The 24159-nt window shown below is 40.5% G+C and carries 22 protein-coding genes; 7 read left to right on the top strand and 15 right to left on the bottom strand.

The genetic code is table 11. The annotated features are described in order from the left end of the window. Positions 1 to 11: 11 nt before the first annotated feature. From BCU34_RS22010 to rfaD, 6 genes are all read right to left on the bottom strand, one after another. Entirely contained in the window at positions 12 to 1202 is a 1191-nt protein-coding gene (locus BCU34_RS22010; protein ID WP_102479816.1) for a UDP-N-acetylglucosamine 4,6-dehydratase, read from the bottom strand. A gap of 47 nt (positions 1203 to 1249) precedes the next feature. Further along, positions 1250 to 2353, bottom strand: a complete 1104-nt coding sequence (locus BCU34_RS22005) for a polysialyltransferase family glycosyltransferase (protein WP_102530155.1) — start codon at positions 2351 to 2353, stop codon at positions 1250 to 1252. Positions 2354 to 2414: 61 nt separating this feature from the next. Beyond that, positions 2415 to 3167 carry a glycosyltransferase family 25 protein gene (locus BCU34_RS22000; protein WP_102431738.1) on the bottom strand — a complete coding sequence of 251 codons (753 nt, stop codon included), beginning with the start codon at positions 3165 to 3167 and terminating at the stop codon, positions 2415 to 2417. Continuing rightward, positions 3160 to 4359 carry an O-antigen ligase family protein gene (locus BCU34_RS21995; protein WP_102460923.1) on the bottom strand — a complete coding sequence of 400 codons (1200 nt, stop codon included), beginning with the start codon at positions 4357 to 4359 and terminating at the stop codon, positions 3160 to 3162. Before BCU34_RS21995 ends, BCU34_RS22000 begins: the two co-directional genes overlap by 8 nt. A gap of 1 nt (position 4360) precedes the next feature. Continuing rightward, positions 4361 to 5314: a lauroyl-Kdo(2)-lipid IV(A) myristoyltransferase gene (lpxM, locus tag BCU34_RS21990; protein WP_102432358.1), complete on the bottom strand. Its 954-nt coding sequence runs from the start codon at positions 5312 to 5314 to the stop codon at positions 4361 to 4363. 140 nt (positions 5315 to 5454) lie between these two features. Further along, positions 5455 to 6396 carry an ADP-glyceromanno-heptose 6-epimerase gene (rfaD, locus tag BCU34_RS21985; protein WP_102479582.1) on the bottom strand — a complete coding sequence of 314 codons (942 nt, stop codon included), beginning with the start codon at positions 6394 to 6396 and terminating at the stop codon, positions 5455 to 5457. Between the two features lie 151 nt (positions 6397 to 6547). Here rfaD and BCU34_RS21980 point away from each other — a divergent pair, with 151 nt between their 5' ends. Together BCU34_RS21980 and BCU34_RS21975 are read left to right on the top strand one after the other, a co-directional pair. After that, positions 6548 to 7711 (top strand): nucleotide sugar dehydrogenase, encoded by a 1164-nt coding sequence (locus tag BCU34_RS21980; RefSeq protein ID WP_102479581.1) that lies wholly within the window; start codon positions 6548 to 6550, stop codon positions 7709 to 7711. Between the two features lie 108 nt (positions 7712 to 7819). Continuing rightward, positions 7820 to 8458 (top strand): TetR/AcrR family transcriptional regulator, encoded by a 639-nt coding sequence (locus BCU34_RS21975; RefSeq protein WP_055320036.1) that lies wholly within the window; start codon positions 7820 to 7822, stop codon positions 8456 to 8458. A 655-nt stretch (positions 8459 to 9113) separates the two neighbouring features. Here the strand turns inward: BCU34_RS21975 and BCU34_RS21970 are convergent. From BCU34_RS21970 to BCU34_RS21930, 9 genes are all read right to left on the bottom strand, one after another. Continuing rightward, positions 9114 to 10265: a murein hydrolase activator EnvC family protein gene (locus tag BCU34_RS21970; protein WP_102479470.1), complete on the bottom strand. Its 1152-nt coding sequence runs from the start codon at positions 10263 to 10265 to the stop codon at positions 9114 to 9116. Between the two features lie 287 nt (positions 10266 to 10552). Continuing rightward, entirely contained in the window at positions 10553 to 11374 is an 822-nt protein-coding gene (gene cysE / locus BCU34_RS21965; protein WP_009847961.1) for a serine O-acetyltransferase, read from the bottom strand. A 306-nt stretch (positions 11375 to 11680) separates the two neighbouring features. Continuing rightward, entirely contained in the window at positions 11681 to 12727 is a 1047-nt protein-coding gene (gpsA, locus tag BCU34_RS21960) for an NAD(P)H-dependent glycerol-3-phosphate dehydrogenase (RefSeq protein ID WP_102431277.1), read from the bottom strand. Positions 12728 to 12905: 178 nt separating this feature from the next. Beyond that, positions 12906 to 13373 carry a protein-export chaperone SecB gene (secB, locus tag BCU34_RS21955; protein ID WP_009847959.1) on the bottom strand — a complete coding sequence of 156 codons (468 nt, stop codon included), beginning with the start codon at positions 13371 to 13373 and terminating at the stop codon, positions 12906 to 12908. Positions 13374 to 13471: 98 nt separating this feature from the next. Next, positions 13472 to 13906, bottom strand: a complete 435-nt coding sequence (locus BCU34_RS21950) for a rhodanese-like domain-containing protein (protein ID WP_016786319.1) — start codon at positions 13904 to 13906, stop codon at positions 13472 to 13474. Between the two features lie 635 nt (positions 13907 to 14541). After that, positions 14542 to 15279: a hypothetical protein gene (locus BCU34_RS21945; protein ID WP_102479468.1), complete on the bottom strand. Its 738-nt coding sequence runs from the start codon at positions 15277 to 15279 to the stop codon at positions 14542 to 14544. A gap of 9 nt (positions 15280 to 15288) precedes the next feature. Further along, complete coding sequence (locus BCU34_RS21940) at positions 15289 to 16011, bottom strand: SDR family NAD(P)-dependent oxidoreductase (RefSeq protein WP_102431275.1); 723 nt, start codon at positions 16009 to 16011, stop codon at positions 15289 to 15291. Then, the gene (locus tag BCU34_RS21935; protein WP_102431274.1) at positions 16011 to 17366 is read right to left on the bottom strand and encodes an AMP-binding protein; all 1356 of its coding nucleotides are present in this window, start codon (positions 17364 to 17366) and stop codon (positions 16011 to 16013) included. The genes BCU34_RS21940 and BCU34_RS21935 overlap by 1 nt, the downstream gene beginning before the upstream one ends. Then, positions 17347 to 17592: a hypothetical protein gene (locus tag BCU34_RS21930; protein WP_102431273.1), complete on the bottom strand. Its 246-nt coding sequence runs from the start codon at positions 17590 to 17592 to the stop codon at positions 17347 to 17349. The genes BCU34_RS21935 and BCU34_RS21930 overlap by 20 nt, the downstream gene beginning before the upstream one ends. Positions 17593 to 17771: 179 nt before the next feature. Between BCU34_RS21930 and BCU34_RS21925 the strand changes: the two genes are divergently transcribed. The 5 genes from BCU34_RS21925 (at position 17772) to rfbA (ending at position 24139) form a co-directional block, all read left to right on the top strand. Continuing rightward, positions 17772 to 18908 (top strand): ISAs1 family transposase, encoded by a 1137-nt coding sequence (locus BCU34_RS21925; protein WP_108145208.1) that lies wholly within the window; start codon positions 17772 to 17774, stop codon positions 18906 to 18908. Positions 18909 to 19771: 863 nt separating this feature from the next. Beyond that, positions 19772 to 20896 carry a non-hydrolyzing UDP-N-acetylglucosamine 2-epimerase gene (gene wecB / locus BCU34_RS21920; protein ID WP_102431272.1) on the top strand — a complete coding sequence of 375 codons (1125 nt, stop codon included), beginning with the start codon at positions 19772 to 19774 and terminating at the stop codon, positions 20894 to 20896. Between the two features lie 17 nt (positions 20897 to 20913). Further along, entirely contained in the window at positions 20914 to 22191 is a 1278-nt protein-coding gene (gene wecC, locus BCU34_RS21915; protein ID WP_102431271.1) for a UDP-N-acetyl-D-mannosamine dehydrogenase, read from the top strand. Continuing rightward, positions 22191 to 23279 carry a dTDP-glucose 4,6-dehydratase gene (gene rfbB / locus BCU34_RS21910; protein ID WP_102431270.1) on the top strand — a complete coding sequence of 363 codons (1089 nt, stop codon included), beginning with the start codon at positions 22191 to 22193 and terminating at the stop codon, positions 23277 to 23279. The genes wecC and rfbB overlap by 1 nt, the downstream gene beginning before the upstream one ends. Next, positions 23279 to 24139, top strand: coding sequence for a glucose-1-phosphate thymidylyltransferase RfbA (gene rfbA / locus BCU34_RS21905; protein WP_102431269.1), 861 nt, complete (start codon positions 23279 to 23281; stop codon positions 24137 to 24139). Before rfbB ends, rfbA begins: the two co-directional genes overlap by 1 nt. Positions 24140 to 24159: the final 20 nt, after the last annotated feature.

Below are 24159 nucleotides of genomic sequence, written 5' to 3'. Positions count from 1 at the left end.
ACTTACTCCGCTTACATCTTACTATCGAGGTATTTACCCGTTTCTTTGTGTCCAAAATCAGGGATCATGGTAAAGAAGAGTTTTACAATTTGATCCTTAGTCCAAGCTTTCTCGCCTTTCATCGCTAAAATGCTGTCTTCGAATAAGGTTAGTAATTCTTGGTCATAAAGTGGGTCGTTTTTAATGATTCCAAGATTTGCAAATCGAGACATGTCCAACTCTTCTTTATCCGTGAAAAACTCTTCAAAGTCTTTCTCACCCGTTGTATCGCTAGCTGTGAACAAACATGGCCACTTTCCTTGTTCAGGAAGTGTATGAGCCAATTGTCGAGCTTCTTCTTCTGTTTCACACAGATGAGGCTCGTAGCCAAGTTGCTCTAAATATTTCACGGCAATATCAGCAAACGAAATAAGATGAAGTGCTTCACTCAACTTAGGAAAAAAAATGTCACGATTTTCACCAAAGATACAAGACATTAGACATAGCTCACCTGACTCTTGAGGGGTCACGAAGTAACGCTTGATATCGTTTGGAGCCACGATAGGTTGGCGTTTTTGAATACGCTGATTGAAACCATGCAGTAGTGAACCATCTGAGAACGCAACATTGGCAAAGCGCGCTGTTGAGATAGTCATTTGTTCACTTTTACGCATTAGGAACATCTCCATAATACGCTTTGATGCGCCCATCATATTGACTGGGTTCGCTGCTTTGTCTGTTGATACACAGAAATACTTTTTAGCGCCAGCATCAATAGACTGTTGAATGGTTTTATCTGTATTAAACACGTTTACATCGATCATTCGCATCAATGTATAGGGATCTTTCTCGCTTCGAACATGCTTAAGTGCTGATAGGTTCAACACATAATCAAACTTACCATCTGCTTTGATGAACGCGTCATACTCGAGAGAGCCAATATCTAAGGCAAATGTTTGGAAATCACCATCGATGTACCCAAATGAGCTGCGAATATCACGAACCAGTTCAACCATGTTGTTTTCGCTAATATCAACAACATGCAGCTTCTTCGGGCTACGTTTAAAAATTTCTTTAGTTACAGATTGGCCAATTGAGCCTGCTCCACCTAAAACAAGAAAGCTAGATTTTGATATTATGTCTGCTAGTTCATTGTGATGCTGTTTTATATCAGAATTGAACAGCATCTCCGTACGACCGATTAGTGATAAGGCATTAGTCATCGAGTTACTCTTTATGTTGAACTTAATTGGATAATTAATTTAGGTAATTATAATTCAAATTTTTGTAAAACTTGCTTAATCCTGAGGTCTAATTCTGCAGGGTTTTTCTCAAAGCTTACAATTGTATCGATTGTTTCGGCTATTTCTTCTTGTTTCAATATCTGAAAAACGTCACAGTATTCTTCCAGCCCCATACCAACGGATGAGAATAACGACACAATCCCAATCTTCTTATCGGACAACATCAGGAATAGCTCAACCGGAAGCTTAGGTGGTAATTGCTCAACACCTTCAAAGAATTTGTTGTAATCGTCTTTTGGCTCTGATGGGTGGAGTTTTAAAACAACATTATAACCTGCATTGACTGCCTGTTTATAAATGTTTTGATAAACTTTTTTGACAAAGTTTATATCTTTGAATCGTAAATTGTTTTCTTTAGATGTTGGTTGAGTGGCGAGAATTATAGTTCTTTTTTCGTGTGTGTAACTATCGACTTGGAATATTTTTGATAATAGGTCTGTCGCATATGTTGATTGTGAAATATTAAGCTTTTGTACTTTGCTATGTATTTGTGATGGTGATTTATCGGGTGAAAGAAGGTGAATTTCTAGACACTCATTTTTCTCTCCCATGATCATTGTCTTTGAATGGTAGCCCTTTAATTTTCTAAATATTTTTTTTATTGGACTATGAATAGGTATTTCAATATAGTTTCTCATTCCATCTTCAATCATCTTATAGTTGGGAACCAGTAATCTAAACAATCTAGACATTTTATTGTCATCATTGAAAACAAAAAGTTCATAACTAACTAAATCTAGAAATATTTTTTCTTCATAGGCATTAATATATGAAATTAATGTTCTCTTTAGAAAGTCAGGGATACGAAAGCCTAGTATAGATGACTTGAGTATAAACTTGCCAATTAGACCTTTTTGTTTTATTACGGATGTTAATTCATCTCTACTAGCCAATACAATTTTAATATTGCTTGGCAAGTTAGATGTATTTATAAGTGTAGAGGGAATACTTTGGTAGTCATTAAACAATACAATAGTTGAATTTTTATTTGACTCAACAGCATGAAAAACACTTAGCATGACATGCCTTACCGTAGAGCACATATATAGATTTGAAATGTCATCTGCCATAGTTACCTCGATCGACTGCGTGTCAATTTGTATGCATAAGAGCATTCTAACTTCATAAAGTTCATTGTTTTTTTATACTGATTTTGAATTTTATATTATGTAGATGACGCTGAATGGTTTCGTTTAAATTGAACCACTCACGCTTAAATTTCTTGAAGAAGCTTCTTGTTCTGGTGCGCTTTTCATATCCGATATCAGAATCAAACTTTGGGTCATTCGTTAAGCAGGGTACCGCAGTGCCATAGCACTCAACATCGTTTTGCCAGAATCGATCCATGTAAATATCTACTGCCATATACCATTCTTTTGAGTGTTTAAGGAATTTTTTCGCCCCTGAAGGTCTTAAGAAATAGGCTGTTGCACTCATGTGTCCTTTAGTGAACTTATGAATGCTGGTAGATTTAGCTCCGAACACTTCGTAAGAATCATATTTACGACGCTTATTTCTAAATAATCGAATGCACTCTACAGATTCTGGTATAGCTCGGGTATCTTGAATGAAATTAATAAATGCCTCTTTAAATAAAAGAGCGTCATCTTCAATTACGATTATTGGCTGATTGAGTTCAACACACTTTTCCCATAATAAAAAATGGCTTGCATAGCACCCTAGTTGTCCTGCATTAAGTGTCTTTGCTCGGTATGTTTGACTTAAGTCATCATTGTAACGATTGAGTAACGGGTGAGGAGGTGATGTTCTGCCATCCACGGCAGAAAATAGCTCGAAAGGAAGGGATAGCTCGTCTAATTGACGACTAATGTTCTCTTTTCTCTCTGTGGAAGATTCTAAATTTATGACAAAGATTTTAGTCATTGGAAACTCTCTTACATCTTGAGCAAATAGGAAACAATAGTAACAAGAATAGTATTAAAGGTTGCGGGTGATTGAGCGGTACATCAGACAGTGATGCTATGAATATCACTGATACAATACTAAGAACTAGCATTTCTTTACGTGTTGATAGTTTATGACTAATTATCACTGGATATATCATCAGTGCAATTAACATAATTAACCCAACAATCCCAGACTTTATAAATTTGTCTAAAAATTGGTTGTGATAGTGTGTTGGGTTAAATTCATATAACGAGGAAGATATTTTTCCGTCATCATAGAGTTGTTTTATTTCTAATTGATGCTTATCGCCACTGCCTAGTATGATATTGTCTTTTATTAAACTTGGAGCTGCTAACCACATTTGAAATCTTAATCCTATGGAATTATTTAACTCACCAGACTCTATTTGATGTATCTCTGATTGAGTTTTTTTAATTGTTAACTCTATATTGTCTTTTAGTAATGTTAAAGATCCAATAGATACTATTAATATAGGAATAATCAGATTGGTTATTGTTTTTTTTGTGAGATTTTTATGTGATATATGGCGTAAAGATACTAAAGTTATAGAAAAAACAAGAGCTAACCACACTCCTCGCGATTCGCTTGTTATTAAAGGGTAAATAACAAGTAGTAAAGATAGTGTGCATATCAATCTTTCTTTAATATCAGAACTTGATAATATTAATGAGTATGCTATAGAACCAATTATTGCACATATAGTCGCGTATGGAATTGGGTTTATATATCCAGAAAATCTACTGTAACCTAAAATTTGATGGTAATAAAAACTATTTAAAAATAGAACTAAGCTGCCTGTGAATAATAATGAAATTAGCAGGTTGTTTTTTATTTCTTTCAGAGGGTAAAAAGCTAGAAATATAGATGTAACGATTAACGCCCTCATTTCTCTAGAGCTTGCACCGTGAGTGTAATAACTGAATATACTATATGATGTTACTAATATAACAATAATTAGATATGGATTATACAAGCGATCTTTTAGGTTGATATTGTTGATTTTAGAAAAAAACAAGCTAGCCAAAGAGCCAATGATTAGAAATATAGCCATTTTCTTATCACCATTCGGAATGATTAGCATGCCCGAAAAAGCAAAAAAGTAAGGAGCAAGTATAAGGGTTTTAAGAATGTTTTTATATAAATTCATATTATGAGTACGGGTTTACATTACTGTCCGGACGAGTCTTAAGAAGTCTCAAGATCCACATATATTGTTCTGGGTTCTTACTCACGTAATCTTCAATGCATTGATTCATCATGCGAGCGTCTTGCTCTTCGCTTCCTGTTGGGAAGGGTAGTGCAGGGTGAAAATCCAACGTGTATTGGCCGGTCTTGCTATCGTATTGAGCAAACAAAGGAACGATTTTGGCCTTACTAAGTTTTGAGAGGCGGCCGAGGCCTGAAATTGTTGCTTTTTGAGTCGCGAAGAAATCGATGAAGACACTATGTTCACGACCAAGATCTTCATCAGGGAGATAGTAACCCAGGTACCCATCACGTACTGACTTGATGAAAGGCTTGATGCCTCCGCTACGGTCGTAAACACGACCACCATATTGCACGCGCTGTCGGTGCATTAGCCAGTCACTGAGTTTGTTTTTTTGTGCTTTCGCCATCGCAGACACAGGTAAATTGCGTGATGCTAATAATACCGCGGGGATATCGATAGCCCATGTGTGTGGCACCAGCAAGATCACATTCTCGCCACTGTCCGTAATATCGGTTAGGTTGCTCAAGCCGTTAATCGAGGTATTGCTCTCTAACCAATCTTTGCTCTTTAGTGTCAGTGAAGCAAAGCCCATCAAAAACGATATAGATGTAACGTATGACTGATAAAGAGTTTCTTCGCGCTGATCCACAGATTGCTCAGGAAAGCACATCTCAAGGTTTACGCGAGCTCGGCGGTTAGCCTTATTCTTGATTTTTACAGCTTGCTTAGCCATAAATTTAGCGAGTGCTAAACGAATGCTATTAGGTAAGAAGCAGACTAAAGACGATAACAGAACAGCAATCCAAGTGCCCCAGTATTTAGGTGCTAGAAATCCCCATTCAAACTCAGGATTGTAAGCTTTTGGATCAAAATCATTACGTTGTGTGGTCATTCGTTCACTACATTATTTAAATCAGAGAGTTAACTTTATATCGGTCACTCGGGGAATGATTATGTTTACTAGATTATCTAATAATGCACCACAAAAATAGGATGTACTAATAGTCTTAATCTGAAATATAAAGCTTACAGCTATGCGTTTACGAGCTTCATGTACTCAGCGACGCCATCTGCCACTGTTTTAAACTCGATATCGCAACCTGTATTGCGAAGCTTGGTTAAGTCAGCTTGAGTAAACTCTTGATAAGCGCCTTTCAAATGCTCAGGGAAAGGAATCGTTTCAATTTCGCCTTTACCATGGTGCTTGATGACTGCTTTTGCGACTTCTTCAAAAGACTCTGCGTTACCTGTACCTAGGTTGAAAATACCTGAAACACCGTTTTCTAGAAACCATAGGTTTACTGCTGCTACATCACCAACATATACAAAATCACGCTTGAAGGTTTCACTACCGGCGAACAACTTGGGGTTTTCACCGGCGTTCATTTGGTTGTTTAGGTGAAATGCTACCGATGCCATACTGCCTTTGTGTTGCTCGCGTGGACCATAAACATTGAAGTAACGGAAGCCAACGATTTGTGGAAGCGTTTCGTTATGCGCTGCAGCATCCGCGGTTAATCGGCGAACGTAGTTATCAAATTGTTGTTTTGAATAGCCGTAGACATTCAATGATCCTTCGTACTCTCGCTCTTCAATGAAAGTATCGGTTTCACCGTAAGTCGCAGCTGAAGAAGCATACAAGAAAGGGATTTCACGCTCAACACAGTAATGAAGTAGCTCTTTTGAGTACTCATAGTTGTTAAGCATCATGTATTTGCCGTCCCACTCAGTGGTAGCAGAGCATGCACCTTCATGGAAAATAGCTTCAATATGACCGAAATCATCACCAGCCATAACTTGAGTTAGAAAATCATCACGATCCATGTAATCAGTGATGTCTAGGTCTACAAGGTTCTTAAATTTCTTACCATCTTTTAAGTTGTCGACGACCAGAATATCGTTGTGGCCCGCTTCATTTAGCGCCTTAACAATATTGCTGCCAATCATGCCAGCACCACCAGTTACGATAATCATAATTTCTAACTCTTTTGAATAAAAAACTGTCACGAGTATAGCAAGGAATGGATAAAGCGGGCTAGTGGAATAATTCCCCAACCAGAGTATGATACGGCAAGCTAAGTTATAAATTATGTTGAGTTAATTACTCAAAACTATAGGTATTATCATGAAGATTGCAGTAGCCGGTACTGGGTATGTAGGTCTATCAAACGCAATGCTGTTAGCACAACATCATGAAGTAGTCGCGGTAGATATCATCGATGAAAAAGTGGCAATGCTAAACAATAAGCAGTCGCCGATTGTAGACAATGAGATTGAGCATTTTCTATCAAATAAGTCGCTGAATTTCAGGGCGACAACAGATAAAACGGCTTACAAAGATGCTGAGTTTGTCATCATTGCGACTCCAACCGATTATGATCCAAAAAACAATTATTTTGATACCAGCTCTGTAGAATCGGTCATTAAAGACGTCATGGATATCAATCCAAATGCCGTCATGGTGATCAAATCAACGGTACCTGTTGGTTATACTGAGCGCGTTAAGCAAGAGCTAAACTGCGAAAACGTTATGTTCTCACCAGAGTTTTTACGTGAAGGTAAGGCTCTGTACGATAACCTACACCCATCACGAATTATCGTGGGTGAGTGCTCTGACCGAGCTAAGGTGTTTGCTAACCTTCTTGTTGAAGGCGCAGAAAAAGAGAACATCGATGTTTTGTTTACTAACTCGACGGAAGCGGAAGCAGTAAAGCTATTCTCAAATACTTATCTAGCGATGCGTGTGTCTTATTTCAATGAACTTGATTCTTACGCGGAAGCGCATGGTTTGAATTCTCGTCAAATCATCGAAGGTGTTGGCTTAGACCCTCGAATTGGTAATCACTACAACAACCCTTCATTTGGTTACGGTGGTTACTGCTTACCTAAAGATACCAAACAGCTGTTAGCGAACTATCAAGATGTACCTAACAATATTGTGGGTGCCATTGTCGATGCTAACCGCACTCGCAAAGATTTTATCGCGGACTCAATTATCAAACGCTCACCTAAAATTGTCGGTATTTATCGTTTGATCATGAAGGCTGGTTCGGACAACTTCCGTGCTTCTTCGATTCAAGGCATCATGAAGCGTTTGAAAGCTAAAGGTATTGAAGTGGTCGTATTCGAACCTGTGTTAGAGGAAGAGCATTTCTTTAACTCGAAGGTTTATTCTGACCTAGAAGAGTTCAAAGCCGTATCAGATGTGATTGTATCTAACAGAATGGTAGAAGAGATCGCTGACGTTGCAGATAAGGTTTACACGCGAGACCTCTTTGGCAGTGATTAATCTGGTTCTAGTTTAGCTAATGCTAATTAGACCAGATGTTAACAGCTCGATCTATCCGTTTAGTGGCGATATACTGAACCTCTAAACGGATAGGGATACTAATAACTAATGAAAACACGTGACAAGATTGTTTACGCTGCTCTAGAGCTTTTTAATGAGCACGGCGAGCGTAGTATTACGACCAATCATATTGCTGAACATATTGAGATTAGCCCTGGCAATCTCTACTACCACTTCCGCAACAAACAAGAAATTGTCCGTGATATCTTTACTCTCTATTCAACAGAGTTGCTCGAACGGTTTACACCAATCCAAGGACAACAAGAAAGTCTCACGCTACTAAAGCGCTACTTAGATTCTATTTTCACACTGATGTGGAAGTACCGATTCTTCTATGCGAATCTGCCTGAAATATTGTCACGTGATGAAAAACTCCACCTTGATTACATGGCCGTACAAGAAAAGTTGCAAACCAACCTTGTCGATATTATGAGAGCCTTTGTTGAGTTGAACTTGCTTAAAGCAACGGATTCGGAAATGAAATCGATGGTCACTTCTCTTCACTTGATCGCATCGGGTTGGTTAGCTTATCAGTCTGCGATGTCTCCTAAAGCTCAAATTACTGAGCAAGTTGTTCATCAAGGAATGCTGCAGATGATCGCGACTGTGAAGCCCATTGCGACTGCCCAAGGTTTTGAGCAGCTGACACTGTTGGAAGATGGTGTAAGGGCGTTGAACTCAAAGTAGAAAGATGCGAGTAATGAAGATCGGGAAAGAGCAGATTCGAGTAACGGGATACGAGTAAACGAAAAGTTTAAAAGCAGATGCGAGTAACCGAGATTCGAGATACGAAGAGCGGTGGTTACTCATTAATACGATTACTGCACTCGCTTTCTAAAGCTCTTGGTTAGCGTTATTCGTATCGATGTCTTCATCACGCATTGTAAATAGCGACGTCACTCCCTACAGCGAGGTACGAGCGCGATAGGGAATCTTTGTGGTGTGGTGAATTAAACATGACAAATAATATATGAGACTGAGATTCCAGATATTTCGTTCCTCAATTCTGGAATGACGAGGTTTTGTAAGTGACTAGTTCAAGGCCTCTTAACTCTTTTGGGTTGCTCAAGATTAATTAGCACCTTTTCCTCGAACCTACTCTTAACCTTTCTGTCTCTGGAACATTCGCCCCCGATTCTGCTTTAAGCTCTTCGCATCTCGGTTACTCGCATCCCGCGTCTGCTTTTAAGCTCTTCGCATCTCGGTTACTCGCATCCCGCGTCTGCTTTTAAGCTCTTCGCATCTCGGTTACTCGCATCCCGCATCTGCTTTTAAGCTCTTCGAATCTCGTTTACTCGAATCCCGTATCTGTTTTTGAGATCTGCGCATCCCTCATCTGCTCTTACCTAACTAACCAACTCTTCGGATTCTGAGCTTGGCTGTTTCTGCGAATTTCAAAGTACAGTGATGGGCGAGTTTGGCCGCCAGTGTCACCAGCAAGTGCGATGGCTTCACCCGCTTTAACCTTGTCACCTTCTTTCTTTAAAAGTGCTTGGTTAAAGCCATAGAGCGTCATATCGCCTTTACCATGGTCAAGCAGTACCACTAAACCATAACCTCGCAGATACTCGGCAAAGACCACCGTGCCTGAGTAAACGGATTTTACTTGCTGACCGTACTTGGCGTTGATCACCATGCCTTTCCAGTTAATTTGGCCCGTTTGGCGTGAACCATAGTTATGTAGCACCTTATCTTTGATCGGCCAAGGTAGCTTACCTTTGCGTTTTGCTAGGCCATCCATCGGGACTGCATTACGTCGTTCTCGAGCTGCTTTTTCTGCTTTCGCAATTTCGGCTTTCAGGCGAGTTTCATTGCGCTGAAGTTCAGCTAAGTAATTTTTGTCGCCAGAAATATTCTTCTTGATACTACCAACGGTTTTCTTACGTTGCGTTTGAGTCTGAGACAACTTGTCACGCTTGGTGGTTTGCTGTTTTAACAATGTTGCTATCTGTTCTTGCTCGAGTTGGCGCTGTTTATGGCTTTCTTCTAGCTCAAGTTGAGTTTGTTCAATCGTTTTGATTGTTGCGGAGCGAGCTTTGGCAAGGTGTTGGTAATAGTGGCTGATGCGATCTTCTTCCACACCTGTGTTGAGGATGTGAGAAGAAGCTTTAGCTCGGCTTGTCATGTAGTAAGTCTGAATCAGTTGTTCTAACTTATCGGTATGGACTTTTTTCTGAGCAGTAAGCGATTTAATCTTGATGTCTAAGTTGGCAATATTTGCATTGGCCGTATTGAGTTGCTTTTTACTGTCTAGAATCGCTTTTTCAAGCGAAGCGATGGATAGCTCTTGTTTCTTGAGGCTTGCTTGTAGGTTATCGAGTTTTTTCTGTTGAGAAGACAGGTTTTTCTGTTGGCGAGATATTTCACTCGATACGCCTTTCAACTCCCCTTGAGAGGCGGCAAATAACGATGTAGATAAAAGAGCAACACAAAGGCTGGCTGATATCAAAAGAGTCCGGCTAATAGCTCGAATTTGTTTCATCATTATCGTCATTTTGCTCTTATTCATTATCAACAGCTGCTGTTAGTCTTTTTGCATTTCGGTTACTCGTATCCCGAACCTGCTCTTAGTCTTTTCGTATTAGGTTACTCGAACCCCGAACCTGCTTTTAGTCTTTTCGTATCTCGGTTACTCGAATCCCGCATCTGCTTTTAAGCTCTTCGCATCTCGGTTACTCGCATCCCGCATCTGCTCTTAAGCTATTCGCATCTCGGTTACTCGCATCCCGTATCTGCTCTTAGTCTTTTCGTATCACGGTTACGCGATTCCCGCATCTGCTCTTAAATCCCATCACCATGGATGAAATTTTGCGAGCGACCGTTGAACCCTTGATCCATATCTAAAGAGGGTTTGTCTGTTTTCGGTTTACCGACAATTTTTGCAGGAACCCCAGCGACTGTCGTATGAGGTGGCACGGCTTGTAGAACCACAGAGCAAGAGCCAATCTTAGCACCTTCGCCCACTTCAATATTACCGAGGATTTTAGCGCCGGCACCAATCATTACGCCTTCGCGGATTTTAGGGTGACGATCGCCACCTTCTTTACCCGTACCACCAAGGGTTACGTCTTGAAGGATAGATACATCATTTTCAACGACGGCTGTTTCACCAATCACAATGCCTGTCGCGTGGTCGAGCATGATAGCTTTACCGATACGAGCTGCAGGGTGAATATCCACTTGGCAAGCAACAGAGATTTGGTTTTGTAGGTAAGTGGCAAGTGCGATACGGCCTTGCTTCCACAACCAGTTAGCCACTCGGTAGCCTTGCAGAGCGTGGTAGCCTTTCAGGTAAAGCAGAGGCATCGAGTACATCTCGACCGCAGGATCTCGATTTACCGTCGCGCAAATATCACAAGCGGCAGCATCAATAATCGATTGGTCCTGTTTGAATGCTTGTTCAACCACTTCACGCACTGCCATTGCTGGCATTGAAGCTGTTTTTAGCTTGTTTGCTAGGATGTAACTGAGCGCAGCGCCTAAACTTTCATGGTTGATGATCGTGGCATGATAAAAACTCGCAAGCATAGGTTCTTGCTCCGACTGCTGTCGAGCTTCCTTCACAATGCATTGCCAAACTTTTTGTTGTTCACAGTGTTTCATTTTACCATCCATTCCTTTAAACCAGATACGTGTAGCGAGATGAGAGATACGAAGAGCTATAAGAGCAGATGCGAGTAACCGAGATTCGAGATACGAAGAGCGAGATGTAAAGAACAGATTAGAGTCGTGAGATACTAGTAATGAAAAGCATTGTCATCGAACGTTTGAAGGCGCTCTTCATCTTTTCGCATCTCGATTACCCGAATCTCGTTTCTGCTTTTACTCTTTTCGCATCTCGAATCTCGAATCTCGTATCCGCTTTTACTCTTTTCGCATCTCGTTTACTCGAATCTCTCTACCGCTTTTCTATCTTTCTGACTTCTTATCTCGAGCAAGTAGGTCTTGCGCCGCTAAGTGTGCATCTTTCCCTTGATACAACACTTGATAAATTTGTTCAACAATTGGCATCTCAACACCCATGCGTTCTGATAGTAACCAAACTTCTTTGGTGTTGCGATAACCTTCTACTACTTGGCCAATTTCTTCTTGTGCAGTGTCGACGTCTTTACCTGAGCCTAATGCCAAGCCAAAACGGCGATTTCGCGATTGGTTATCGGTACAGGTTAGTACTAGGTCACCTAATCCAGCCATGCCCATGAAGGTTTCTGGTTGCGCGCCAAGAGCTGCACCTAATCGGCTCATCTCAGCTAAGCCGCGAGTGATAAGCGCGGTACGTGCATTCGCACCAAAGCCAATACCATCCGACATGCCAGCGCCAATTGCGATAACGTTTTTAACCGCGCCGCCAAGCTGCATGCCGATGAAATCTGAGTTTGCGTATACGCGGAATGTTTTGCCACAGTGAATCTTTTCTTGCAGCTCTTCTAGGAAGTTTTCGTCTGGTGAAGCCACTGAAATTGCTGTTGGCATGCCCATCGCTAACTCTTTGGCAAAGGTGGGTCCTGATAGAACAGCTAGTGAGTAGCCATCACCAAGCACATCATGCGCGACATCTTTAAGTAAACGACCGGTTTCAGGCTCTAAGCCTTTGGTCGCCCAACAGATGCGAGAGTCTGAGGCTAAGTAAGGTTTAATGCTGTTAAGCACGACGCCGAATACGTGGCTAGGAACGACAACGAGAAGGTCGCGACTTGCTGTTACTGCTTTCTCAAGATCTGACTCGATGATAAGACTTTCTGGGAATTCTATATTTGGTAGAAACTCATTGTTCGCACGCTCTGATTCAAGGCGATTCATATGAACAGGGTCATGACCCCAAAGAACAACGTTTGCACCGTTACGCGCTAGAGATATCGCTAAAGAGGTTCCGTAAGAGCCTGCGCCAATTACAGTCATAGTGATCTCTTTACCGTAAGCGTCTGCCGTGTTAGTCGGGTGAGTTGTTTCTGTCATGCTTCCACCTAAAAATAATGAGGGAAATCGAAGAGTTCTGGAAAAGCTTTCTACTAAAGTAAGAAGAGCTTTCAATCTTAGTACAGTGTAAAGAAAAAATGCACATCGCAGAAGTTGCGATGTGCATTTAAAAGCTAACTAGCGCTTGAATCGTTAGAGTTAAGTTCTACTTTGAGACTTAAGCCTGTTCGCCTTCAGCTTGTTGAGCTTGGTTTTGTAGGTAGTTCATGAACAAAGCATCAAAGTTTACTGGAGCTAGGTTCAGTTGTGGGAACGTACCTTTAACCACTAGGCTAGAAATTGTTTCACGAGCGTATGGGAACAGGATGTTCGGGCAGAATGCGCCTAGGCAATGAGCCAGTTGACCAGCTTCCATTTCGCTTGCAGAGAAGATACCGCCTTGTTGAACTTCACAAAGGAATGCAGTGTCTTCTGCGTTCTTAACTGTAACCGTTAAACGTAGGATTACTTCGTAAACGCCTTCGCCAAGTTCACGGCTTTGAGTGTCTAGGTCCAGTTTTACATCTGGATTCCACTCTTTCTGAAACATGTCTGGAGAGTTTGGCGCTTCGAAAGAGACGTCTTTCAGGAAGATGCGTTGGATTGCGAAGTTTTGTTGTGCGTCTTGTTGTGCTGCTTCAGCCATTTTCTTGTCCTTAAAAATTTTAAATTAGACTCTGTTCATTGTATTTATCGAACAGAGCCTGAAAGTTAGTTTATCGGTCAGCCGCTTCTTGCCTTTAACTACTTCTTGCCTTTAACCAAAGGAAGGTTAGCTTCGCTCCAAGCCACTAAGCCGCTTTTCAGTACGCTTACGTTTTCGAAACCTGCTTTAACCAGTAGGTTAGCGCTTTCTTGAGCAGTTTGACCTGTCTTGCATACTACGATGATTGGGTCTGCTTTGTGGCTTTCAAGGCTACCAAAGCTATTTGCTTTGATATCTGACGGCAAAATGTGAACTGCGTCCGTAATATGGCCCTTTTTGAACTCATCCTTAGTACGAATATCAACCACAACACCATTTTCACGGTTAATCATGTGTGTGGTTTGCGCTGCCGTAATCTCTTTGTAGGCTGCGTTTGATGTCTTGATAACGTTCGCAATGATGGCAACAACCAAGCCGATCCATACGATGGCTAAAATCATATTCTCTTGAACAAATGGCACTAACTCTTGCATATCTTGAACTCTTATTCGTTATTGGGCGAAAAACTATAGGTCAGGAGTATAGCGAGAAAGGATAAGAGAATACAGAGGAAGCATGTAGTGGTGTAAACTCTCCTTGTCTCGAGAGGTAAATATACTCCTGAATTTAAAGCCGAAGCTCTTTAAGCTAGCCGAGAAAGTCGGTGTCACGGGGGGACGATAGCTATTTATAGTAACCTCAAATCTATGGGGGGCGTAAAGTTGGCAAAGGAATAGGAATAGGAATAGGAATATCAGCGATAGGAAAAATAACTGGCCGTTGAAAATGAAAAGCTAAAACGACTATTAGCCAAACAGGCCATAGAGTATGAACAATAACTACAGACCACTTTTATCTGAGTATTTCGCGGAAAGCTGCTGGGAAAACATAAACGTCACGAACCTCTTTTCTGTTATGTCCTTTACCTCGTCTAGATAGAGAGGTGTCAAATCATCGGAGGTATCAAATTAACGACCCCCAATATCCGTGGCTAATGTTCGGATATCAAAGGTTCACACAACGCAGGGCTAGAGTGATTATTAGGGGAACTGTCAGCGTCCACATAAATTAAAAGGTAATACAGGGAGATTGCAAAAGTGTAACCTCCCACTATTTCGGACAACAAATTTTATGTTACAGGTTTAACGTGCTTATGATAGTCAATGTTAACTTCTGTTATCTTAAACCCTAAGCTCTGATACAAAGATAAAACACCACTATTAGCTGCAGATATTGTTGTTGAAACCTTTGAGTAATTACTTTCTTTAAGATAATTAATAACAGAGCCCCAAAAGAAAGGAGAATGAAGTTCATGCCCTTTTTTACTTCCGCCTAAAATCAATTCAACAGCATTAGAACCTACAACTTTAAATATCATAAATGATATAATTGCACCAGGAGTTGACTTATTAACCAAACACGTTACGTTTTGATTTGCTAAGTCTTTAACCCACAATGACATCCTGTCATTAGCATGATTTTTAGGTATAAATGGGTCTTCATGAAACCTAGAGTGATTAAACATATCCTTAGAAATTTCAGCAACCTCATGGTATTCAGATGTATTTAATATAGACACATCAATCTTTCTTCTTGAATAAATACTAGGCAAATTAAAAGACTTTAAATTATTTAATGTAACAATGAAGCTAGTCTCTGAAACAAAATATCCTGATTTTAGCATTAGCTCTTTAATTTTCAGGTTCTTTGCAGGGAATCGACCATAAATCAGTTCTGCGTTACAAAAATCATTATTACTTAAGCTATGCAAGCATTCTCTTTCACTACTATAGTCAATATCTTGGATTTCGAAGGTACTAACCATTAACGCTCTTTCATCCCATGGTGTATAACGACCTTTAATCATATACCCTCCTTAGGCAGTACTACCTGCATCAACGGTAAATGTTGCACCCGTAATACCCGCAGCATCTTCAGATAACAAAAATAAAGCCATGCTTGCTGCATCTCTAACATTGGCAAGACGACCTAAACAACTACGTCTTTTGATTTTTTCTAGCTTATCTCCAACAAGACCATCAGTCATGTTTGTTTCCATGTAACCAGGAGCAAGCGTATTCACTGTTATTTGGGATTTACCCAACTCTCTTGCTAATGATTTGGTAAAACCACTAAGCGCTGACTTGGTTGCACCATAAACACTTAAACCGTTAAACCCCGTAGAACCAATAATTGAGCCAACATTGACAATACGCCCACCACGGTTAAGTAACATAGAGCGAGATACATATTTTGTTAATAAGATCGGTGCTTCAACATTGACTTTTAAGAGTGATGAAATATCAGATTCATGCATTGTTGCCAATACGCCATCATGTCCTAAAGCGGCATTATTGATTAGTCCAAAAATGCGTCCATGCTCTTGAGTAACCAGTTTGACTAATTCTGAGATTTTTTTAACCTCTGCAAAATCAAACTGATAAAAGAATACAGCTTCAGGATAACTTGCTTGCAATTGTTGATATTCATTGGTTGGCGTACGACTAATACCAATTACTTTGTATCCAGCTTCTGCAAGCATTTTCGATGTTTCTAAACCAAGCCCTTTTGCACAGCCTGTAATGATGACATTTTTCATTAACTTCTTACCTTTTTACCAGTCGCATTGGTTGTGATTGTCTCAACAATTTTAAACAAGGCTGGTATTTCAAATGATTGAAGACTTTTTTTACAGAATGATAAGACTTCTCGCTTAACATCTTTAGGTGGTAGCTCTTTTGCACTATCACCAATAATAACCTCACAAGCTACGAGAGCTCCAAGCACTGGGTTAGCTTTTGAAAAAACCTTTGCCATTACTACGTGCGAGTGTTGTTCAAGTACAGACTCTACTTTTTCAGGCATAACCTTGTTGCCACCGACGTTAATTGATCCACTTTCACGCCCTTGGAAAAGCACCCGCTTATTTTCGAGGCAGACCATATCCCCCGTATTAATGAACCCTTCATCATTAATATCTAAATTGCCTCTTACAAACTTAGAGCAGCCGTTATTACTTTTGATCCATAAGTTGCCATCAATAATTTTTAATTGGCACGCTAGAGTTGAATCATCGTGCAAATATGACGAGGGGAAGCCTTCTTTTTTGTCCTTAACAACAAAACCTACGCCTGCTTCAGTAGAGGCGTAAATGTGGATGATCATCGCAGAAGGGTAGCATTGCTCCAATGCTGAAAGTACACTCTGGTTACTGATTTCACCTCCCAGAGTAATACGTTTTAATGGAAGTTTTCTGTGTTCAGGCTCCATCAACATTTTGCGCCAAAAAGATGGTGTCGCAGATAGACAGTTCACTGAAGAGCGTACAAATAGAGTAATGATCTCATTCATATTTGCTGTGCTTGGTGGTACGGCAAGCGCCGAACCAGCAGCCAGTGTCTGAAGATAAACCTGCAAACCCGCAAATCGATTCACATCGTAGGTTAAGCCCCAAGTAAACTCCTCTCCTCGCTTGATATCATTCTTTGCAGTTGCGAGCAAAGTAGCTAACGAATAACTGGCCAGTTTTGGCGTACCCGTTGTTCCAGATGTAGCGAGAATATAGGTTTTTACTTGCTCATTTTGGGTTGGCTGTTGATCTGATACTACTTTTACATCGGACACTTTCCCTGCAGATAAATTTATGACGTAATGGATGTCAGCCGACTGGTAGAATATCTCTTCGTGTCCCTCTGCGTCTTTAGGTAACAGGAATACACTACCGCAAATAGAGTCTATCGCAGGTAAAAGTAGCGCCAAAGATTCTCGATCATCAGAAATAATGGCACAGTTTTTATTAGCTAGTTGAGAGTAGTTTGATCTGAGGTTATCGCTTAGTTCAACGACATCGCTATAGGTATAAGATGATGTAGGTGTCGAAAGAAAAACCCTATCGAGAGGAACTCGTTTTACAAGATCAATCAAACAATTTTGCTTATACAGAGTACTTTTCATAAATCTCTACAAATTCACCAAAGGTTGTTGGATATACAGCATCTTCCATTTGTTGGAATGGGTCTAAATCTAACTCTTCATCAAGTAGAGCAACTAGGATTGCAAATCCTAGAGAGTCTAATCCACTTTCCAGTAAAATCTGGTCATCACGAATATCTTCGTAACGTTGCTCTACATCTGTTTGCTCAAGAGCCTCATTGAATTTTTCTAAAATAATATTTTTCATATTAACCACCGATTAAAAACTTGATATGTGTAGGATACTATATCACTCTAGAGAACTGAAAGAATAGAAAACAAAAATGATATGACGTCCCAATTCTAAGGCAAGATCATTATAAATTTGAACTTTTCCTAATTTAAGGGATCAGATCTGGTAACTATTATCCATTTAGAGCCTTTTCCATGTCTGATTCGTTTCTAGAGCATTTCGAAAACATCGCTGACCCTCGCATTGAACGATGTAAAAAACACCAACTCTTAGATATTCTTTTACTTGCTATTAGTGCGGTGATTTCTGGCGCGGAGGGCTGGGAGGACATCGAAGATTTCGGCCATAATCGTTTAGATTGGCTTCGTAAATACCGTCCATTCCTCAATGGCATCCCTCGTCACGATACAATTACAAAAGTTATCACCAAACTCAGAGCAGATGAGATTGAGCAAGCGTTTCAGTCGTGGATGAAGACGCTAGTTCAAACGACAGGCACTGATATCATTGCCGTAGATGGCAAAACAGCACGCCACTCTTTCGATACTCGCGGAAGAAAAAATCCGCTTCATTCGGTGAGTGCGTGGAGTTGCTCCAACCAACTTGTTTTAGGTCAGGCCGCCGTTGACGATAAAAGCAATGAAATAACCGCTATTCCTAAATTGTTAACCTTACTTGATATAGAGAACTGCATCATCACACTCGATGCGATGGGTTGTCAGCGCAAGATTGCCAAACAAATAGTTCAAAGCAAAGCGGACTATGTCTTGGCCCTAAAAGGGAATCACTCAACGATGCAGGCAGAGCTAGAAGCTTGGTGGCATAAGGCGTGTCGAGAGCAATTCACCGAGAAGAACGATGCTCAACACACGGATGTAGACGCAGGACATGGTCGAATCGAGACGCGACACTGTGAGCACCTTGTGGTTGATAAAGAATGGCTGACTAAACAATATCAGTGGGAGGGACTTAGAAGCATTATTAAAATCACTTCTGAGGTCGAGCACTCCATAACAGGCAAGGTTAGCAAAGAGACTCGTTGGTATATCAGTTCACTGGAATTAGATGCAGAACAAGCACTTAAAGCTGTCCGTGGTCATTGGCAAGTAGAGAGTATGCACTGGATGTTAGACATGACCTTCAGAGAAGATGAATGCCGAGTTAGAAAAGGAAATGGCGCGTTGGCTTTTAATGCGTTAAGGAAAATAGCCCTCAACTTGTTTAAGTTTGATACAACCCAAAAGATGAGTATGGCTCGAAAGAAAAAGAATGCAGCACTGAATGATGAATACCGCTCAGTGCTTTTAGAGTCTGCGGTTAAAATGCGCTAGCCTTAGTCCCAATTCATGCTCGTGTCACTTTATCGGTAATGCTATTGCTTACAATAAGTTATGATGATAAGGAAGTTTAAATCGACCACGTCATTACTTAGATCGCTTCTTCCCCCTACCGATGCCAAAGCTACATAGTCAGAATTTTCTGATAACGAAATCAGTGACTTCAAGTGTCTAGGTGGCAAGTCATGATCCAAGCACTTCTTACTACGATATATTTTCAAAGTCGAAAGCATCCATTGCCATTGGTCGCCTCCTTAATCGTGACTATCATAAAAAGTCATATTGAAATTAAAGTTATTTGTATTCAATACTAAAGTTCGATCCCACTATTCCCTTCTCGAGCAGTATAAAGCAAAGCCGCTTTTTAAGAAGACGGATATTTTTATAGAAAACGCTATTGCGATACGACACAAGAAGGCTGGTGCTTTATAGGCTCTAAGTACTTGCAAAACGAACAATGTTTTCGTTGGGTGAGTAAGTAGTCACAGGCTGGCAAGTTAGACAAAGGAATACGCTGGTTAATACACGCGTATGTTGCTAAAATTGACGTTAGAATACTAATTAGAACCGTATGGAACTGCATAAAAGCAGCACCATCTTGCCTTTAGGAGCCAAACCTAAGGGCGGTAGCGTACCCAAATTCAAATGAATGGCAAACCTAAAGGTTGAACAAGAGGCGTTTACGGCCTATTGGGGCGGTTTTTTAAAATAAGCAAAATTTAGGCTTTATAAGAGATAGGCGAAAGTCGACTGTCTTAAAATGAATAAAAAGTGTCTCAGTGTCTTAAAATTGACCGAGGCTAGAAGCTATAAAAATCAATCATTTAATTTCACCTGCCGGTTGGAAACTTCATAAGATGACCCAGAAAAAAATCCTTACGGTTTTTGGCACACGTCCAGAAGCCATCAAAATGGCACCTCTTGTTCATGCTCTAGCGACAGATGATCGCTTTGAAGCAAAGTGCTGTGTTACCGCTCAACACCGTGAAATGCTTGACCAAGTTTTAGAGTTGTTTGAAATCACGCCAGACTATGATTTGAACTTAATGAAAGTCGGTCAAACGCTCAACGAAGTCACCGCGCGTATTTTGTTAGAGCTTAAACCAGTGCTAGAAGATTTTAAACCTGATGTGGTTTTAGTGCATGGTGATACCGCAACGACGTTTGCTGCTAGCCTAGCGGCTTACTACGAGCAAATCGCAGTAGGTCATGTGGAAGCTGGCCTTCGTACCGGTAACATTTACTCACCGTGGCCAGAAGAAGGTAATCGCCGATTAACGGGCGCCTTAACCAAATATCATTTTACACCAACTCAAACATCCAAAGAGAACCTTTTAAAAGAGAACTTTAATCAAGAAGATATTTCAGTAACGGGTAATACCGTAATTGACGCTTTGCTGATGGTAAAGGACAGAATTGATTCTGATAGAAATTTGAACGCCAAGCTTTCTGCTCAATTTCCATTCTTAGATGAAAACAAAAAGTTAATTTTGGTTACCGGCCATCGCCGTGAAAGTTTTGGTGGCGGTTTTGAGCGCATTTGTGAATCGCTTGCTATCACTGCTAAAGCGCACCCGGACACACAAATCCTGTATCCGATGCATTTAAATCCTAATGTCCGTGAACCAGTCAATCGTATATTAGCTGGTATCGATAATATTCATCTGATTGAACCTCAACAGTATCTGCCATTTATTTATTTAATGAGTCGCGCGCACATCATTTTAACCGACTCGGGTGGTATTCAAGAAGAAGCGCCTTCTTTAGGTAAACCGGTATTGGTAATGCGCGATACGACCGAGCGACCAGAGGCGGTTGGTGCGGGTACTGTTAAGTTAGTTGGAACGGATATAAATATGATTACAGCGAACTTACAGATTTTATTGACTGATAAAGCTGCATATCAAGCAATGAGTTTTGCACACAACCCATACGGGGATGGGCAGGCTTGCAAAATAATTTTGAACGAATTAGCAAAATAGAACTTTAGGGAAGCATAATGTCTTTTGAAACAATTTCAGTTGTAGGCTTAGGTTACATCGGGCTACCGACAGCAGCAATGTTTGCATCAAGAAAGTTAAGAGTGATTGGGGTAGATGTTAGCCAACATGCAGTGGACACTATTAACCAAGGTAAAATACACATTGTTGAGCCTGATCTTGATATGCTAGTGCAGGCAGCCGTAACTGAAGGTTACCTAAAAGCGGTTATAAAACCTGAGCCGGCAGATGCATTTTTAATTGCTGTACCTACTCCTTTTAAAGAATGTGCTAAAGGCGAAGTACCTGAGCCAGATCTTCGTTATATTGAGGCAGCGAGCAAAGCCATTGCACCTGTTCTAAAAAAAGGTGATTTAGTTATTTTAGAATCAACATCTCCTGTTGGTGCGACTGAGCAGATGGCTGATTGGCTAGCCGAAGCTCGTGCTGATCTAAGTTTTCCACAACGCGTTGGTGAACAAGCGGATGTAAATATTGCGCATTGTCCTGAGCGTGTTTTGCCTGGTCATGTTGTTCGTGAACTAGTTGAAAATGATCGAGTAATTGGTGGTATTTCAAAACGTTGTTCAGAGCGTTCAGTGGAGCTATATAAAAACTTTGTTGTGGGCGATTGTGTTATTACTAATGCACGTACTGCAGAAATGGCCAAACTAACCGAAAATAGTTGTCGTGATGTGCAAATTGCTTTTGCGAATGAATTGTCAGTTATTTGCGATAAGTTAGATATTGATGTGTGGGAATTAATATCTTTAGCAAATCGTCATCCTCGAATCAATATCTTACAACCAGGGCCAGGCGTAGGTGGTCATTGTATCGCAGTTGATCCCTGGTTCATTGTTTCAAAAACACCAGTTGAAGCACAAATTATACACACAGCGCGAAAAGTGAATGATGCAAAGCCTGAATGGGTCATTAATAAAGTAAAACTAGCTGTTGCAGAGTTTCTACAGGCAAATCCGACTAAAACAGCTTCAGACGTACGTATTAGCTGTTTTGGTCTTGCATTCAAACCTGATATTGATGATTTGCGAGAGAGCCCATCATTATCGATAGCTCAAAAAATTGCAGCAGAGCACCCTTCAGTAGTTAGCTTTATTGAACCAAATATATCTAAGCTTTCATCTTCATTTTCTAATAATGCAAAACTAGTTGAATTAGAGGAAGCAATTAATAAAACGGACATAGCTGTCTTGTTAGTTGATCACTCAGAGTTTAAGAAATTACAAAAGCTACCAGAGAACCTCGTTATTGTGGATACAAAGGGAGTATGGGCATAATGAAAATTTTAGTTACTGGTGGTGCCGGCTTTATTGGCTCAGCAGTTATCCGACATATTATCAGTAATACATCGAGCAGCGTTATAAACGTTGATAAGCTCACTTATGCGGGTAACTTAGAGTCACTTGTCGATGTTGATTCAAATGAACGTTATGCATTCGAGCAAGTAGACATCTGTAATCGCTCAGAGCTTGACCGTGTTTTTGCTGAGCATAAACCGGATGCGGTAATGCACTTAGCTGCTGAGTCGCATGTTGATCGCTCTATCACTGGTCCTGCTGCATTTATTGAAACGAATGTAGTTGGAACATATACGTTATTGGAAGCGACACGCGAGTACTGGAATAAACTCGAAGATCAAGCAAAAGCAGAGTTTCGCTTCCATCATATATCTACAGATGAAGTTTATGGCGACCTTCCTCACCCTGATGAAGTTCCTGAAGGTACAGAGCTCCCAATGTTCTTGGAGACGACATCTTATGAACCATCTAGTCCTTATTCTGCTTCAAAAGCATCAAGTGACCATTTAGTTCGCGCATGGCTGCGTACTTACGGCTTGCCAACTATCGTCACTAACTGTTCAAATAACTACGGCCCGTATCATTTCCCTGAAAAATTGATCCCACTGGTTATTCTTAATGCGTTGGAAGGAAAAGACCTTCCTATATACGGTAAAGGTGACCAAATTCGTGACTGGTTGTTCGTAGAAGACCATGCTAGAGCACTCTACAAAGTCGTGACCGAAGGCAAAGTAGGCGAGACCTACAATATTGGTGGTCACAACGAAAAGCAGAATCTTGAAGTTGTTAACACTATTTGTGACATCCTTGATACGTTAGTTCCAAAAGACACTAAGTATGCTGAGCAGATAACGTATGTACAAGATCGCCCAGGTCACGATCGCCGCTATGCTATCGACTCATCTAAGATGCAACGAGAATTAGGTTGGACACCGGAGGAGACTTTCGAAACGGGTCTTCGTAAGACAGTACAATGGTATTTAGACAACTCCAAGTGGTGTCTAAATGTGCAAGATGGTAGTTACCAACGCGAGCGTCTAGGTGTAGTAACAGGAGATATGAAGTAATGAAAGGTATTGTATTAGCTGGTGGCTCGGGAACGCGTCTCTATCCAATTACTAAAGGCGTATCGAAACAGTTATTACCTGTTTATGATAAACCGATGATCTACTATCCACTGTCGGTGTTAATGCTTGCTGGTATTAAAGATATTCTGATTATTACAACTCCTGATGATAAAGATAGTTTTATTCGCTTGCTGGGTGATGGTAGTGATTTTGGAATCAATTTAAGTTATGAGGTTCAAGAGAGCCCTGATGGTTTAGCTCAGGCATTTATTATTGGCGAAGAATTTATCGGTGATGATTCTGTTTGTTTAGTATTAGGTGATAACCTTTTTTGGGGACATGGCTTCTCTCCACTTCTTTTAAACGCTGCTTCTAAAAGTTCTGGTGCGACAGTTTTTGGTTATCAAGTTCAAGACCCTGAACGGTTTGGGGTTGTTGATTTTGATGAAAATATGAAGGCACTTTCAATCGAAGAGAAACCTGTCAAACCAAAGTCAAAATTTGCTGTAACAGGCTTGTATTTCTATGATAACGACGTTGTTAATATTGCAAAAAAAGTAAAACCATCGGAGCGTGGAGAGCTTGAGATAACAAGTGTTAATCAAGCCTATCTCGAAAAAGGCGAGTTAAATGTTGAGCTGTTAGGACGAGGATTTGCTTGGTTAGATACTGGTACGCATGAATCACTATTGGATTCCGCAATGTTTGTTGAAACAATAGAAAGGCGTCAAGGGTATAAAATTGCTTGTTTAGAGGAGATTGCTTTTAATAATGGCTGGCTAACTAAAGAGCAATTAGAAGTCTTAGCAAGACCGATGATGAAAAATAGCTATGGACAATATTTAAAAAATTTAATATGAGTAATGAAAGTTCATTGATA

It is taken from the genome of Vibrio sp. 10N.286.45.E10, from assembly GCF_002874195.2.
GTDB lineage: Bacteria > Pseudomonadota > Gammaproteobacteria > Enterobacterales > Vibrionaceae > Vibrio > Vibrio crassostreae.
This window is presented reverse-complemented; position numbering and strand designations above follow the sequence as displayed.